At 34.8% G+C, this 16,877-nt stretch carries 12 protein-coding genes; 10 read left to right on the forward strand and 2 right to left on the reverse strand.

The genetic code is table 11. The features are described 5' to 3' along the window. The first annotated feature begins 20 nt into the window (after positions 1–20). A complete protein-coding gene (locus tag FPG59_RS07460; RefSeq protein WP_086454009.1) occupies positions 21–1,418 on the forward strand; it encodes a tagaturonate reductase in 1,398 nt (465 codons plus the stop codon). A gap of 27 nt (positions 1,419–1,445) precedes the next feature. Further along, entirely contained in the window at positions 1,446–3,062 is a 1,617-nt protein-coding gene (locus FPG59_RS07465) for a UxaA family hydrolase (protein ID WP_086453999.1), read from the forward strand. A gap of 91 nt (positions 3,063–3,153) precedes the next feature. Here the strand turns inward: FPG59_RS07465 and FPG59_RS07470 are convergent, their stop codons facing one another. Continuing rightward, complete coding sequence (locus tag FPG59_RS07470) at positions 3,154–4,182, reverse strand: LacI family DNA-binding transcriptional regulator (protein WP_086454000.1); 1,029 nt, start codon at positions 4,180–4,182, stop codon at positions 3,154–3,156. Positions 4,183–4,487: 305 nt separating this feature from the next. Here FPG59_RS07470 and FPG59_RS07475 point away from each other — a divergent pair, with 305 nt between their 5' ends. From FPG59_RS07475 to FPG59_RS07510, 8 genes are all read left to right on the forward strand, one after another. Further along, on the forward strand, positions 4,488–5,933 hold the full coding sequence (locus tag FPG59_RS07475; protein ID WP_086454001.1) for a glycoside hydrolase family 28 protein: 1,446 nt from the start codon (positions 4,488–4,490) through the stop codon (positions 5,931–5,933). Between the two features lie 34 nt (positions 5,934–5,967). Further along, on the forward strand, positions 5,968–9,108 hold the full coding sequence (locus tag FPG59_RS07480) for a TonB-dependent receptor (protein ID WP_086454002.1): 3,141 nt from the start codon (positions 5,968–5,970) through the stop codon (positions 9,106–9,108). A gap of 11 nt (positions 9,109–9,119) precedes the next feature. Further along, the gene (locus FPG59_RS07485; RefSeq protein ID WP_086454003.1) at positions 9,120–10,775 is read left to right on the forward strand and encodes a RagB/SusD family nutrient uptake outer membrane protein; all 1,656 of its coding nucleotides are present in this window, start codon (positions 9,120–9,122) and stop codon (positions 10,773–10,775) included. Positions 10,776–10,893: 118 nt separating this feature from the next. Next, complete coding sequence (locus FPG59_RS07490) at positions 10,894–11,853, forward strand: DUF4861 family protein (protein WP_086454004.1); 960 nt, start codon at positions 10,894–10,896, stop codon at positions 11,851–11,853. A gap of 20 nt (positions 11,854–11,873) precedes the next feature. Further along, positions 11,874–13,061, forward strand: coding sequence for a glycoside hydrolase family 105 protein (locus tag FPG59_RS07495; protein ID WP_086454005.1), 1,188 nt, complete (start codon positions 11,874–11,876; stop codon positions 13,059–13,061). Positions 13,062–13,105: 44 nt separating this feature from the next. Beyond that, positions 13,106–14,125: a pectinesterase family protein gene (locus FPG59_RS07500; RefSeq protein ID WP_254906665.1), complete on the forward strand. Its 1,020-nt coding sequence runs from the start codon at positions 13,106–13,108 to the stop codon at positions 14,123–14,125. Positions 14,126–14,339: 214 nt separating this feature from the next. Further along, a complete protein-coding gene (locus FPG59_RS07505) occupies positions 14,340–15,686 on the forward strand; it encodes a glycoside hydrolase family 28 protein (RefSeq protein WP_086454010.1) in 1,347 nt (448 codons plus the stop codon). Positions 15,687–15,693: 7 nt separating this feature from the next. Continuing rightward, entirely contained in the window at positions 15,694–16,425 is a 732-nt protein-coding gene (locus FPG59_RS07510) for a rhamnogalacturonan acetylesterase (protein ID WP_086454007.1), read from the forward strand. 80 nt (positions 16,426–16,505) lie between these two features. Here the strand turns inward: FPG59_RS07510 and FPG59_RS07515 are convergent. Next, positions 16,506–16,877: helix-turn-helix transcriptional regulator (locus tag FPG59_RS07515; protein WP_217875851.1), on the reverse strand; the 372-nt coding region annotated here is incomplete at its 5' end.

Below are 16,877 nucleotides of genomic sequence, written 5' to 3' on the forward strand. Positions count from 1 at the left end.
ACCTAGAGGTCTTAAATCCTATAAAAGTGGTGCAATTTGGCGAAGGTAATTTTTTAAGAGCTTTTGTTGATTATGCTTTTCAAGTGCTTAATGATTCTTTAGAATTTAATGCAGGAATTGCAGTTGTTCAACCCATAGAGAATGGTATAGTCGACATGCTTAACAATCAAGATGGTTTGTATACGCTATTCTTGAAAGGATTAACTAAAGGACAAGAAATCCAAGAAAAAAAATTAATTACAAACTTGGTTACAGGGATTAATCCATATGTAAACTTTCAGGATTTTTTGGCTTTAGCCAAAGAAAAGGAGCTTCAATTTGTGATTTCTAATACTACTGAGTCTGGAATTGCTTATGTCTCATCAGACACTCCTACAATGCAACCACCTAGTTCTTATCCCGCTAAGTTAACACTTCTTTTATACGAAAGATTTAAGATTTTTAACGGCGATCCTACTAAAGGGTTGTGTATTATTCCATGTGAATTAATTAATAATAATGCAGATACGCTTAAGGAATTCATTATCAAATACAGTAATGATTGGAATTTAGGCACTGATTTTATAGATTGGGTAAACCAAAATAATAGTTTTCATAATACGCTAGTTGATAGGATTGTACCTGGTTATCCAAGAACTGAAATTGAGGAATACAACAATCAATTAGAGTACACCGACAATTTAATTGTAACTGCTGAAACCTTTTTTCTGTGGGTTATTGAAGGTGGTGACGCTTTAAGAGCCAAATTACCTTTTTATAAAACCAGTTTAGATGTGAAAATTGTAGATGATATGCAACCGTATAGAACGAGAAAAGTTCGTATTTTAAATGGTGCTCATACTGCAATGGTTCCATTTTCATTGCTATTTGGTAATGAAACTGTAAAACAAACTGTAGATCATATTTTTACAGGATCTTTTGTCAATGATGCTATTTTTAAAGAAATAAATGAAACAATAGCAATGGACAAGGTAGAACTTGATCTTTTTGCAGAGGACATTTTAGACCGTTTTAGAAATCCATTCATAAAACATAATTTATCAAGTATTGCGCTCAATTCTATTGATAAATTTAAAGTTAGAGTGTTGCCAAGTATTGTGGAATATGTTAAAAAGTTTGATAAAACACCAACAAATCTTACATTCTCTTTTGCTTGTCTCATTAGGTTTTATCAAGGAACTTGGAACGGAGAAAAACTGCCCCTTGATGACAATCCCGAAATTATAACTTTTTTTGATGAGATTTGGAAAACAAATAGTTTAGAGGAAGTAGTTCAGAAAACGCTTTCAAATATTGGTTTTTGGGGGCAAGATTTAAATGCAATTAATGGATTATCCCATGATTTAGTGTTAGCATTGACGGAAATTGAAAAAAATGGGATTGAAAAGGGCTATGCTAATTTCAGTCAAAAAAAATAACTTCATCAACGAATTACATTTTTTATTATGCAAAAGAAATTAATAAAAGTAAACCCATCAGATAATGTAGCAGTTGCATTAGTTAATCTTACAGCTGGTGAAAATATCAATTTTGAAAATGATACAATTAACATTACTGCTGCAGTAAAAATGAAGCATAAAATTGCCTTAAATGATTTAAATTTAGGGGATAGAATCATCATGTACGGAGTTTTAGTTGGTAAAGCGAGTGCATTTATAGAAAAAGGTGGATTACTCTCTACTGATAATGTAAAGCATGAAAGTGATGCTGTATCTGGAAAAACAGAAACTATTGGTTGGGAAGTTCCTAATATTGATAAATGGAAAAACCGAACTTTTAATGGGTACCATAGAGAAGACGGTCAAGTAGGGACCGAAAATGTGTGGCTTTTTTTTCCGCTTGTTTTTTGTGAAAACAGAAATATTGAAATCTTAAAAGATATTTTTGAAAAAGAACTCATGAAGCCTAAAGAGAATGATTATCAATTGTTATTGAGGTCATTAGTAAGTGCTGAAAACGGGGAAAACGAAACGATTTCAAAGACACAAAATTCAGATTTGTTTCAAAATATTGAAGTGAAATTTATAACTCATCAGGGTGGTTGCGGTGGTATTCGTCAAGATTCACATAGTTTAGCTAAATTATTAGCTGGTTATGTCAATAATCCTAATGTTGCTGGTGCAACTGTTTTAAGTTTAGGGTGTCAAAATTTACAAATCCAAATTTTTAAAGATGCGCTACACGAAATAAATCCTACGAGTACAAAACCTGTTTTGATTTATGATCAGCAACAAATAGGTACTATTGAAGCTATGTTGAGTAGCGTTGTTAAAGACACTTTTGAAGCGATTAAAAAAGCCAATGAATTGGAAAGAAAACCAGCTCCTTTGTCTAAACTTTCTATTGGTTTAGAATGCGGTGGATCTGATGGTTTTTCAGGTATATCAGCAAATCCAACTTTAGGTGTTACCTCAGATTTGTTGACGGCTCTTGGAGCTACTACCATACTCTCAGAGTTTCCAGAATTGTGTGGAGTAGAACAAGAATTAGTGAACCGTTGTGTTGATGATGAAGCTGGCGTTCGATTTTTGGAACTAATGAAATGGTACGAAAAAACAGTAGTTGATGCAGGCTCAGGATTTGATATGAATCCGTCACCTGGTAATATTAAAGATGGTTTGATTACAGATGCTATGAAATCAGCAGGAGCAGCCAAAAAAGGTGGAACTTCACCTATTGTTGGCGTTTCTGATTATGGAGAATATATTACAAAACCAGGTTTGAATTTACTTTGCACTCCCGGAAACGATGTTGAATGCACTACTGCTATGGTTGGTTCTGGAGCTAATATGGTTCTTTTTACCACAGGTTTAGGAACGCCAACGGGGAATCCTATTGCACCAGTTGTAAAAATTTCTTCTAATACTGACTTAGCGCAAAAGATGTCTGATATTATTGATATTGATACTGGAGGTATTATAACTGGTGAAAAAACAATTGATGAAATGGCTGATGAAATGTTGGAATTTATTATCCAAGTGGCAAGTGGTGAAATTAAAACGAAAGCAGCCGTATTGAATCAAAATGATTTTATACCTTGGAAAAGAGGCGTTTCCTTGTAAATCAAAGTATTAAATTTTTTTAAGTATTTTTAATTGAATACTAAATAGAATTAATTAAAAACGGGTGTTGCTCAACAGCAATACCCGTTTTTTATTCTGGATTTCTTAAGGATGATTTTCTGATGTGTAATATTGGATTGAGAACAATCTTTTTTTCAATTTTAACATTATCTGAAGTATTCATTTGTTCTAAAAATACTTTTGCAGCCATTTTACCCATTTCTTGAGGGGATTGATCTATAGTTGTGATCGAAAGTTCCATGAATTTTGTAAAAGGTTCGTTTCCAAAACCCACCACACAAAAATCTTTTGGCAAAGTATAACCTTGACTTTTTAACTCTTGTATGGCTCCTAATGCAGCAAAATCACTCGCCGAAAATATAGCGTCTGGTGGCGTATCCAGTTGTAATAATGTTTTGGTTACTAGTGCACCTTCCTCTAAATTACTTTTAGAACGAATAACATATTCCTCTATAAATGGAAATCCATGGTCTAGTAATGCTTTTTGATATCCTTTAAAACGATTTTCATAAATTTCAAGAGATTGATCACCACTCAAATGTGCAATTTTCGTACAGCCTTGCTCTATTAAATGTTTGGTAGCCATATAACCCGCTTTAAAATCATCAATAGTGATGGAGCTTACGCCATCAATATTTTTCTTTCTATCAAAAAAGATTAGCGGAACATTTTTTTCTAAAACCCTATGAATTATTTTTTCATTTTTCTTTGATTCGTTTGTAATAGAAATCATTATACCATCTACTTGTGCATCAAGTAAGGTGTTTATGTTTTCAATTTCTCTATTCTCATCTTCATGAGTTTGACAAATGATTACGTTGTATTTATTAGGGTGAAGTTCTTCTTCGATACCACGAATAACAGAACCAAAAAAATTAGTATTGATACGAGGAACAATTACACCAATATTTCCGCTTTTTCCACTGCGCAAAGCTAGAGCAAGTCGGTTTTGCTTGTAGTTCATTTTTTCGGCAGTATCAAGAACAAGCTTAATGGTGGACTCACTAATTTTTGGGTTTTTATTTAGCGCTCTTGATACAGTTGCTGCTGATATGTTGAGCTCTTTAGCGATATCGTAAATTGTTGTTTTCTCACTCATTGGGAATCAGTAGTTTATATTGATGTTGTAAAACTAATACTTTTTTGTTAATAATACAGCTATGTTATCGATTGTATAAACTATTAATAGCATACTTTTTTACCAAAAATAGATGTTTATTATGCAGAATAAATGGCAATATATTACATTAACTATATAAAAACAATCTTTTTTTTATAGTACTAGTATTTTTATGAAATTAATTTTGGTAAATTGAAAATAAATATATACGTTTGTGTAATCGATTGCATTACTTGATTGCAATCCTTGGAAAACACCCTTGATTTTTAAATTTTTAAAATAAAATGGCAGTAAAACACTTTTATACAGTTCGTTTTTTCTTATCTATCACTTTATTGGGTATAGTATTTCTTTCTTGTTCTACAAATAAGACAAAAGAAGCTGTAGGTGTTAATCCATGGAAAAAAATGGCTTTAGTAATAGATAGTATCAAAGCTCCTCAATTTCCAAATAAAAATTACAGTATTACAGATTTTGGAGCTCAATCTGGAGGAGTGATGAACGCAGGTGAGGCTTTTAAAAAAGCAATAAACGCTTGTGCAAAAAATGGTGGTGGAAAAGTGATTGTCCCTGCGGGAAAGTTTTTAACGGGACCTATTCATCTTGAGGATAATGTAAACCTACATTTAGAGCAAGGTGCAGAAATAGTTTTTAGTTCAAACCCAAAAGAGTATCCGCTGGTGCATACCTCTTGGGAAGGAACTGAATTAATGAATTATTCTCCCTTAATTTATGCATATCAAAAAAAGAACGTAGCCGTGACGGGTAAAGGAGTTTTAAATGGTCAAGCTAATAATGAAAATTGGTGGTGGTGGTGTTCTAAAAAAGAATATGGATGGGAAGAAGGAAAACCTAATCAAAACGATCCTCTAAACCGTCTGCGACTGATTGATTTGGCTGAAAAAAGAGTGCCTGTTGAAGAGCGTACTTTTGGCGAAGGCCATTATTTGCGACCAAATTTCGTAGAGTTTTTTGATTGTAAAAATGTGTTATTGAAAGATGTGAAAATTATAAATGCTCCTTTCTGGATAGTGCATCCTATAAAATCAGTAAATGTTACCATAGATGGAATTACTGTTGAGAGTCACGGACCTAATAATGATGGTTGTGATCCTGAATATTCTAAAAATGTATTAATTAAGAATTGTCTTTTTAATACAGGAGATGATTGTATTGCAATAAAATCAGGAAGAGATGCTGATGGTAGACGCGTGGCTATGAAAAGTCAAAATATTATTGTTCAAAACTGCAAGATGATTGACGGTCACGGCGGTGTTGTGATAGGTAGTGAAATATCTGGAGGAGTGAGTAATGTTTTTGTTGAAAATTGTGTGATGGACAGTCCAAATTTAGACAGAGCAATCCGAATTAAAACCAATTCAAATAGAGGAGGGTTAATAGAGAATGTTTTTGTTAGAAATTTAAAAGTAGGTCAGGTTAAAGAAGCGGTTTTAAAACTGAATATGTTTTATGAAGTCTATGGCGCTAAACCAGGCACTTTTATACCCCAAATTCAAAATATACATTTAGAAAATATAACCGTTAAAAACGGCGGAATGTATGGAATTCTTGCTAAGGGTTATGAACAATCTCCTATAAGAAACGTGACTTTAAAAAATGTAAAAATCATCAAGGTTAAAGAAGCTTTCTCTATAGAAAATCTGGTAGGGCTTAAGTTGTCCAATACTTTTATTAATGGTGTAAAAGTAGAAGCACCAACAAAAAATTAAATTTTATTATACTAACTAACCAAATTATTAAATTATGAATTTCAGACATTTATTAAAAAAAGGCTCTGCATGTTATGTTGCCTTTTTCTTTTTACTGAGCTTGTTTACGGTTCAGGAGATGAAGGCTCAGCAACCTTCCTCTGTTACAGGAACTATTACTGATGCTGCAGGATTGACATTGCCAGGAGTAAATGTGGTTGAAAAAGGAACGCGTAATACAGCAAGCACTGATTTCTCTGGTAATTTTACTATAAAATTGACAAATGAAAAAGCAGTATTACAAATCAGTTTTGTAGGTTTTGTTTCTCAAGAAGTAAATGTAACAGGTAAGAAAACAATAAAAGTTGCTCTAGTAGAGGAATCTCAATCTTTGAAAGAAGTAGTTGTAGTGGGTTACGGAACTGTGAAAAAAACAGATTTAACGGGGGCTGTAAATACCTTATCTTCGGCTAAAATTACTGAAAGAAATGTAACAAACCCGCTAGAAGCTATTCAGGGTGGAATTGCAGGAGTTCAAGTAACATCAAACTCAGGTAGATTAGGGGATGGTTTTAATGTGGTTATTCGTGGAACAAATTCTATTAATCAAGATGGATCAAGACCTTTGTTTGTTATTGATGGTGTTCCTTCGGACAATATGGATTTTTTAAACCCGCAAGATATTGCACGTATGGATGTGTTAAAAGATGCTTCGTCTGCTGCTATTTATGGTTCAAGAGGAGCTAGCGGCGTAATTATTGTTACTACTAAAGGTGGCGCAAGCGCAAAATCAGGAATAAATGTATCTTATGAGACGTCTTACGGTAATAAGCAAGTGGCACGATTACCAGAGTTTATGAGTGGAGAAAAATGGTGGAGCTACCATCAAGCTGCATTTTTGCCTACATCCCTTTCATCAACGGTAACCAACTATGCTAGTATTACACCAGCCATGTTGAGTAATAATGTTGGCGCTAGTGGTACAAATAATGTTTTATTGCAAAGAGTAGCAAGAAACCAAACTTTTGATTGGACAGATGCAGTTTTAAGAGGCGCAATGACCCAAAATAATTATTTATCAGTTTCAGGAAGAGGTGAATCTGGGATGGCTTATAATTTAGCAATTGGACAGCAGCGCGAAACAGGAAACGTTCAAAATGAAAGTATAGATAAATACACCTTCAAAGCAGGATTAAATCATCAGGTTAATAGTAAATTTGGACTAGGAGTGAATTTAACTTTGTCTAAAACAGATGAGCAATTAGGTAGCCCAACGGCTATGCAAGAGGCTTTTAGACAAAATCCATTTTCTTCACCTTGGGCAATTGATGCTGCTGGTAATGAGGTTGTTGGAATATTGGCGTTACAGCCAGGAACTTTGAGATACCCTAACGGTAACTTAGCAATAAATAAAACAGGTTCTATAAATCCATTGCTTGAAATTGAAAATTCTACTGATGAACGTGTGAACTGGACTACTATAGGTAATGTTTTTGCTGAGTATAAAGCAAATAGCTGGTTAACTTTTAAAACGACATTTTCAGCAGGTAAATTAGATTCAAGACGTGGTAAAGCTTTTGGACCATTGACTAACATAGGAATAGCAAACAGAAACTTACTTTCGGGAGAGATCAATAATCTTGAAAATTTTAATTACACTTGGGATAACCAATTCAATATCAATTATACCCTAAAAAACGATCATATAATCAATTTCTTAGGATTACAAAGTTTGTACAGTAATACAACCGAGACTTCTTTTTTATCATCACGTGAAAACCCATTTGATACTGACTTTTACAATTTAGGATCAGGACCACAAAACACCTATGCGATTCGTTCTAATTTCTTTAAAAACACGCTGGAGTCTTATGCTGCAAGGTTAAATTATACGTTCAAAGGAAGGTATTTATTTACGGGTACTATACGAGCCGATGGTTCCTCAGTGTTAGCTAAAGGGAATAAATGGGCAACTTTCCCATCTGTTGCAGTTGGCTGGAAAGTAAATGAAGAAAGTTTTTTAAAGGATGTTTCTTTTGTGAGTAACTTAAAATTAAGAGCTAGTTTAGGATTTACAGGTAATGACAATGTTACACCGTACTCTAGTTTAAGTGTATTAAGAAATTCAACTTTTTATGATTACAATAGCACCACGCTTAGTAATGGGTTTATTCCTTCAAGCTTAGGAAACCCTGAACTTACGTGGGAGCGAACAAGAGAAACTAATTTTGGTTTGGATTTTGGATTTTTTAATAATAGAATATCTGGTAGTGTAGATGTGTATGATAGATTATCAGATGATTTGTTGTTTCAACAAGCACTTCCGCTAGAAATGGGTATTCCTATCATTACTTCAAATGTAGGATCGGTTAGTAATAAAGGTCTTGAGGTTGCACTTTCTACTAAAAATATCCAAACAAAAAATGTTACTTGGGAGACCAGTTTTACTTTTACTAAAAACGTAAATATATTAGTTTCAATCTACAACCAGAAAGAAGTGAGTGATGTGGGGAATAATTTATTCATTGGTGAAAACATTAATTCGTATTACAACTTTGTATTTGATGGCGTTTGGCAAGAAAGTGAAAGAGCTCAGGCTGCTATTTACAATCAATTACCAGGAGAAGCACGCGTAAAAGATTTGAATAATGATGGAAGGATAGATGGAAACAATGATAGAGCAATTTTAGGTAATTTTGATCCTAAATGGACAGGAAGTTTCTCTACTTCATTAAAAGTACATCAATTTGATTTTGGAATGGCTTTGATAGCAAATCAAGGAATGACAGTGTTTAGTGATTTTCATAACAATTTTGCCGATGTGAATGATCGTGGACGTCAAAAACTAGATCTTCAAGATTGGTATGTACCTGCAAATGGTGCGGGAGTTCCTCAACAATTTTCTAATACGAATCCTTTACCACGTGCTGCGGGTGTTTATTACAATAATAATGATATTGCTTTTTATAAGGATGCATCCTTCGTTAAAATTCAAAACATTTCTGTAGGGTACAGTTTTGATGATCAATTATTAGAAAAATTGAAAGTTAAATATTTAAGATTGTATGTCAATGTTTTAAATCCATTTGTATTTACAAAATATGAAGGGTATGATCCTGAGTGGGCTACTGCTGGACTAGCAATCAACCGTGTAGCATCTACTACTATTCAAATGGGAGTAAGTTTAAAATTCTAAATTAAATCAAAATGAAAAAAATTATAGTAATAATTGGGATTCTAGCATTGTCAATGAATTCTTGTTCTTCATTTATTGAGGAAGATAATAAATCTTTAGGAAATCCAGATGAGTATTACTTGACCGCTCCTGGTTTTGAAGCCTTAGTCAATACGAATTACTTCATGCTCAAAGATATTTATGGGGGTAATCCTTGGTTGTTTGAAGCAGGTACCGATTTATATTCTGAAGGAAGGAACATGGAGCCAGATGGATTGAGTAAATATGCTAACTTAGACTCAACATCAGATGGAGTGGATCAATTATACAGAACTTGTTATGCTGCAATTCAGCAGGCGAATACAGGTTTACATTTTGCGCCACTTACAGCTCCTAGCACAAATTTGAATGCTAGAGTAGGTGAGTTAAAGTTCTTACGTGCTAATGCTTATTTTTTATTAGTTCAAACCTATGGTGGTGTACCTCTTGTTCTTGACTATTTTAAAAGCCCAGTTCAATCATTTGATAGAAACTCTGCTGAACAAGTGTACACTCAAATTTTAAAAGATTTAACAGAGGCTTTGCCTGCAGTAGCTACTGGCGGATACACAGGAAGAGTTAATCGTAGAGCAGTACAAAACTTATTAGCAAAAGTATATTTGACAAGAGGTTATGAAACGTTTGCTGCATCAAATGATTTTCAAACAGCTGCAACATTAGCTGATCAAGTAATCAATGGACAACAGCTTAATGTTTCATTTGATAACGTTGTTCGCCCAGGTAATGAAATGAATGCTGAAACTATTTTCTCTGTTCAATTTTCACCTTTAGCAAATTCAACTGGAATTACAACATTAGGAAATTCACAAGGATATTATTTCGGACCTTATTTAGGTCCAGCTGCTACAGGTAATCCATATCCTAATAGGAGTTATACTTTATTACCTACAACCTATGCATTGTCATTATTTGAAAGAGGTGATCGTAGATGGGAAGGATCTTTTATGACTGAAATTTATACAAGATATTATGCTTTTTATGAGGTGGCTGATAGAACTAATTTAAAAATAACCGATTTTTACGAACCAAGTTGGTTTACACTTACAGACAGAGCAGCATGGAAAACAGCTAATGCTTCTAGATATCAAAATGCCGCGACTTTTAGATATCATAATTGGGGGACATTTGCATCATCATCAAATGTAAGTGCTGATTATGCGACAATACCGGTAAGAAAGTTTGATGACCCTACGGCTCCTTTTGGAACTGCAACAAATACTAGAGTGAGCACTCGTGATTTTATTATTTCTCGTTTAGGTGAAACGTATTTAGTTGCTGCCGAAGCGTATTTAAAAGCGGGTAATCCCGGAACAGCATTACAACGTCTTAATGAGGTAAGAAGGAGAGCTGGAGGGGGAACTGCAGGAGTTATTCCAGTACTTACAACAATAGATATCAATACAATTTTAGATGAAAGAGGTCGTGAACTACTAGGAGAATATCACAGATGGTTTGACTTAAAACGTACTGGTACTCTTATAGCTAGAACTATTTTACACAATCCAAAAATAACTAGTGCTGCTGTTTTTAATGGAAAAAATGGGAATTTAAAAATTTTAAGACCAATACCTCAATCGGTTTTAGATTTAAATAGAAGTACCAACTATCCTCAAAATCCTGCTTACTAATTATAATGAAGTTTTGGTTCAATAATTTTTTTTTTGAGTTTGTTAAAAAAGGGGTTTGATTTTTGTATCAAGCTCCTTTTTCTCTTACATTTCATCATTTTTTTAGTTAAAGACAATTATGAAAAATATAAAATTAATACTAGGTGTTTTTTTGTTGAGTTCTCTTGTTACACTGGCACAAAAGTCTCAAAATAATAAAAAAACCTACGCTGAAATATCTGTGAAAGAAGGCGGAAAATGGGAAGGTCGAAAATACATTGGTGGTACGTTTAAAAACGTTCAAAAGTTAAAACTTGCTCCAGAACATACAGATCATTCGTTTGATATACGTTACGAAGGCCCGGGCTGGGAAAGCAACAAAATTGGATACCGTTTGTATCTAGATTGGAGAAATGCCATTGATATTTTTGGAAAAAAAACAGATGCTATCGTTTTACCTCAAGTTGGTCAAGATGGTTTTGACTCCTATCACGAAATGAGTGATTGGGGTTCAGATATTTTAAAAGCGGGTAAAGGTATCGGTATAGGATCCATAGATCGATATCTAAACAACGAAAGATTACACTTTTATGAAGTTGATTCTACCCTAGCAAAGGTGGAGAATAAATCCAAATCATCAGCGGTAAAAATCAATTACTATGGTTGGAAAACAGCGGGAGAAAAAATTGATTTCACTTCTCAGTTAACTATTGCTTCAGATCAACGTCATACCCAGCACACCATTAAAGCTTCTAAAGCAATAAGTGGAATTTGTACCGGAATAGTAAAGCAAAAGAACACGGAAGTCTTCAAAAAAGTAAGTCAAAACAAAAGATGGGCTTATTTAGCTACTTATGGTAAACAATCTCTTGTTCCAGATCAGTTAGGAATGGCCATTTTCTACGAAGTGAGTACAATAGAATCTGAAGTAAATGCAGAATTTGATCATCTTTTAGTTTTCAAACCGTCAAACCAAACCGTATCCTTTTACTTTTTAGGTGTTTGGGAGCAGGAAAAAGACGGAATTAAAAATAAAGAAGCTTTTATAAAATACTTGGACGAAAAACTAATCGAACTCAACAAAAAAGGCAAAATTTAATCATTAAGAACAATTTAATCATGAGAAAAAATAGTTTTATCAACCTTTTAATAATTGTTCTAGCAGTATGCGAAGCTAGTATTATGAATGCGCAAATCATTTCTCCAAAACTAAAATGGTCAGAGCGCATGGCAGCTACCGTAATGCTACAACACCAAGAATCGTATATGATAGATCATGCGACTTCTCCAAAATGGGATTATGTTCACGGATTGGTTTTGACTGCAATGGAAGAATTGAATAAAAAACATCCCAACCCAAAGTATACCGAATACATAAAATCGTATGTAGACAAACTCATCCAAAACGATGGAACTATTGATAGCTACAAATTTGATTCGTACAATATTGATATGGTAGTAGCTGGTAGATTATTGTTTGATGTTTATGCCAAAACCAAAGAGGAAAAGTATCTAAAAGCATTGCAAACGCTTAGAAAACAAATCGAAGAACAACCTAGAACAGTTAGTGGTGGATTTTGGCACAAAAAAATATATCCTAACCAAATGTGGTTGGACGGATTGTATATGGGAGAGCCTTTTTATATCCAATACACCATGACTTTTGAAAATGGAAAAAGTCTAGATGACATCGCTAAACAATTTGAACTCATTCAAAAAAATGACCGCGATCATAAAACCGGATTGCTTTATCATGCTTGGGACGAAAGCAAACAAATGCCTTGGGCCAATAAAACGACTGGAACATCTACAAATTTTTGGTCACGCTCCTTGGGTTGGTATGCTATGGCATTGGTTGATGTCTTAGATTATATGCCCAAAAATCATACAAAACATAAAGAATTAGTAAGTTATTTGAACCAATTGGCCTCAGCATTGGTTCCTTTTCAAGATGAATCAGGACTTTGGTATCAAGTTACAGATAAGGGAAATCAAGGCGGAAATTACTTAGAAGCCTCTGGAACAGCCATGTTTAGTTATGCTTTTGCAAAAGGAGCAAATAAGGGATATTTGCCTAAAAAATACAAAAAAATCGCTCAAAAAGCCTTTAATGGTCTTACAGGAAAATTGGTTAAAATTGGCTCAAATGGCGAAGTAATCATCACTCAAGCCTGTGCAGTGGCTGGACTTGGTGGAAACCCTTACCGAGATGGCTCTTTTGAGTACTATGTAAACGAAAAGAAAAAAGACAACGACCCAAAAGCAACTGGGCCTTTTATTTTAGCTGCTTTAGAGTTGAATAAGTAAGTTCATCATATTAATCTTTTATAATGCTTTTTGAAATGAGGTACATGCAAAGAATTATAAATGTTATGGTTTGTATTTTTGTTTCTAATATAAATATTCTGGCTCAAAGCTCCAGCGAGATCCCAAATACGAGTACAGTAGTAAAGGTAGAAGTACAAACCAATGAAAATTATTTTGTGGTAGATGCTAAAGGATCTGGCAATTTCACCAAGATTCAAGACGCTATAAATGCGGCTCGTTCCTATCTCGACCAACGCATTGTGATTTATGTCAAAAACGGAAAATACTACGAAAAAGTAAAAATCCACGCTTGGAACACCAAAATTTCCCTCATTGGCGAAAGCAAAGAAAACACGATTATCACTTTTGACGACCACTTCAAAAAAATGAACATAGGGCGAAACAGCACCTTTCACACCTACACCGTTTTAATAGAAGGAAACGATTGTATGGTTCAAAATTTAACCATCGAAAATAGTTCGGGCGAAGTCGGACAAGCAGTTGCGCTCAATGTCAATGCCAATCGGGTAAAAATTGAAAACTGCAATCTCTTAGGCAATCAAGACACGCTCTACACCTCAGGCGAGAGAACCAAAAACTATTTCAAAAATTGCTACATCGAGGGCACCACCGATTTTATTTTTGGCGATGCCACGGTTTTGTTCGAAAACTGTACGCTGCACAGCAAAAAAAATTCCTATATCACTGCAGCTTCTACACCTCAAGACAGCACTTTTGGCTACGTTTTCAAAAATTGCACACTCACGGCAGACGCTAGTGTCAAAGAAGTCTATTTGGGCAGACCTTGGCGCATCTATGCGAAAACCGTTTTTATCGATTGCACGATGGATGCCCATATTCTCCCGCAAGGATGGCACAATTGGTCAAAACCCGAAGCCGAAAAAACCAGCTTTTATGCCGAATACAACTGTTCTGGCGTAGGCTTTCAACCGCAAAAAAGAGTCCCGTGGTCGCATCAACTCACCAAAAATGAAGCTAAAAAGTACACCATCGAAACAATTCTTAATGACAAAATCAAAAATTGGTACCTAACCTCTAAATAATTAATTTTTAGGAGCAGTAACAATGGGAATTTAAGGAAACAAAGTCCCGCTATCTGTTCTAATCTTTTGTGCCATCCCGAAGTTTCGGGACCAGCACAAAAGGATTTCCACTACACCCGAGCGATAGCGAACTGGCGAAGCAATCGGGGCTAGCAGCCAAGAAATTGTACTCTTGGTTTCAGCCTTTAAAACAAAATAATAAATGCCACCAAAAATGAAAAAATACCTATTATTCTTTGTCTGCATCAGCCTAAGTAGTTGGGCACAAAACGCGCCTTTTCCCACAGAAAAAGTCAATACTATCCTAAATCGTATCGTGTTACCCAACATTCCTTCATTCACCATAAAAGTAACCGCATTGGGAGCCAAAGGAGATTCGATAAGCAATTCAAAGCCCGCTTTTGATAAAGCAATGGCGCTTTGTAAAAAGAAAAACGGTGGAACTATCCTTGTCCCAAAAGGTGTCTATACGTTACAAGGGCCGCTTCATTTTGTGAGTAATGTTCGCTTGCATTTAGAAGACGGTGCCAAAATCAGATTTGGTTCTAATCCAAAAGATTATCCGCTGGTTTTGACCAGCTGGGAAGGCACAATGTTATACAATTACAGTCCCTTGATTTATGGAAATGGATTAGAAAACATCGCCATCACCGGAAACGGAACTATCGATGGAGAAGCCAAAAACACTTGGATAAAATGGAAACCGCTCGAAAAGAAAGACCAGCTTTTGAGTAGAGAAATGAATCATCAAAATGTTCCCATCAAAGAGCGAGTTTTTGGAGAAGGACATTACCTAAGACCACAACTCATTCAATTCATCGACTCCAAAAATATTCTTATCGAAAATGTTCAAATAGAAGATTCACCATTTTGGTGCATTCATTTGTTAAAAAGTAAAAGCATTACAATTCGTGATTTAAAATACAAAGCATTCAATAACAATAACGACGGCATCGACCCCGAATATTCGAGCGATGTCCTAATCGAAAACATTTCTTTTGATAATGCCGATGATAATATAGCCATAAAATCAGGAAGAGACCACGAAGGAAGAGCCAATAGCGCCACCCCAAGCCAGAACATTGTCATCCGAAATTCCAACTTTAAGGGACTTCATGGTGTTGTGCTGGGCAGCGAGATGTCGGCTGGAATTCAAAACATTTTTGTAGAAAATTGCAAGACAACTGGCTACCTCAAAAGAGGCATTTACCTAAAAACCAATGCCGATCGTGGTGGCTATATCAAAGATGTTTTTGTAAACAATCTACAACTTGACGAGGTAGAAGACGCCTTGCATATCACTTCCAACTACCACGGCGAAGGCAGTGGTTATGCTTCAAGCATTAGCAACATCAATTTTTCGAATATCCTTTGCAACAAAGCCACACAAACCGGCATTGTAATTCAAGGTTATCCGGATTTAAAAATAAAAGATATTTTCTTTAATAACATTCATATCCAATGGGCTAAAAATGGTATTTCAAGTCAAAACGCTGAAAATGTTGTGCTGAACGAAGTCACTATTGGAGAAAAAGCCAGTATTCCAACCTCTGTAAAATAAGATTAAAATGAAAAAGTACTTCCTACTAATTGCCTGTATCACCCTAAGCGGTTGGGCACAAAAAACGACGATTTATACCATTGGCGATTCGACTATGGCCAACAAAGTAGCACCTGAACAAAACCCCGAAAGAGGATGGGGACAAATGCTACCCACTTTTTTTTCAGATAATGTGGTGATTGACAACCGCGCCGTCAATGGTCGAAGCACGCGCAGTTTCATTGATTTAAAATTATGGGATGCTGTATATAATTCACTTAAAAAAGGAGATTATGTCTTTATACAATTTGGCCACAACGATGGCAAAGTAACCGACCCAACTCGTTATACCAATCCGCACACAAGCTACAGACACAATTTGATTCTTTTTGTAGAAGAAACCAGGAAAAAAGGAGCGACCCCTATCTTATTTTCTTCCATAACCCGAAGAAACTTCAACGAGCAAGGTGTTTTGATTGACTCACATGGTGATTACACGCAAGAATTAAGGCTAGTCGCTCAGGAATACAAAGTCCCTTTTATCGACATGCAATATTATGCAGAACTTCTGGAAGAATCCTATGGAGTAGAAAAATCAAAAGAATTACATCTGCACTTTGCCCCAGGAGAAAATAGCTATATCCCAAAAGGAATTGAGGATAATACGCATCTGTCTGTAAAAGGAGCCACAGAAATTGCTAAAATTGCTGCGCAACAAATAAAAGCACTTAACATTCGTTTGTCCAAAGAAGTGAAATAAAGAAGATAAAAATATGTTTTTAACCCAAATTACTGGAAGGGTTGCTTGTGAATTGATGTTAAAAATTAGTTTGATTTATTTTAACAACAATTTCTTTTTGGACGGTGAATCATCGTTTTTTTATTAAAACGTTCAAAAATGGTAAAAACGCGCTCTAGTTTATTCCATTCTAGCATATATAAAGATTGAGTACCACTTAATTTTCTACATATTAGATTTTCTTCAAGCAAATCTTTTAAATGTTTAGAAACGGTAGATTGAGACAAGGGTAACTCGGCCACAATTTCCTTGCAGGTTCTATCCTTATGTCTTGAGAGTATGGCTATAATTTGGATCCTTGCAGGATGAGATAAACATTTTGCCAATTGTGAAAGTTCTAGATCTAAACTGTTAAAATTGTTATTTCCTTTCATATTAATCGTGTTTAATAGATAAATAGTATAGGTTAATAT

Source organism: Flavobacterium sp. FPG59 (assembly GCF_002150205.1).
Lineage (GTDB): Bacteria > Bacteroidota > Bacteroidia > Flavobacteriales > Flavobacteriaceae > Flavobacterium.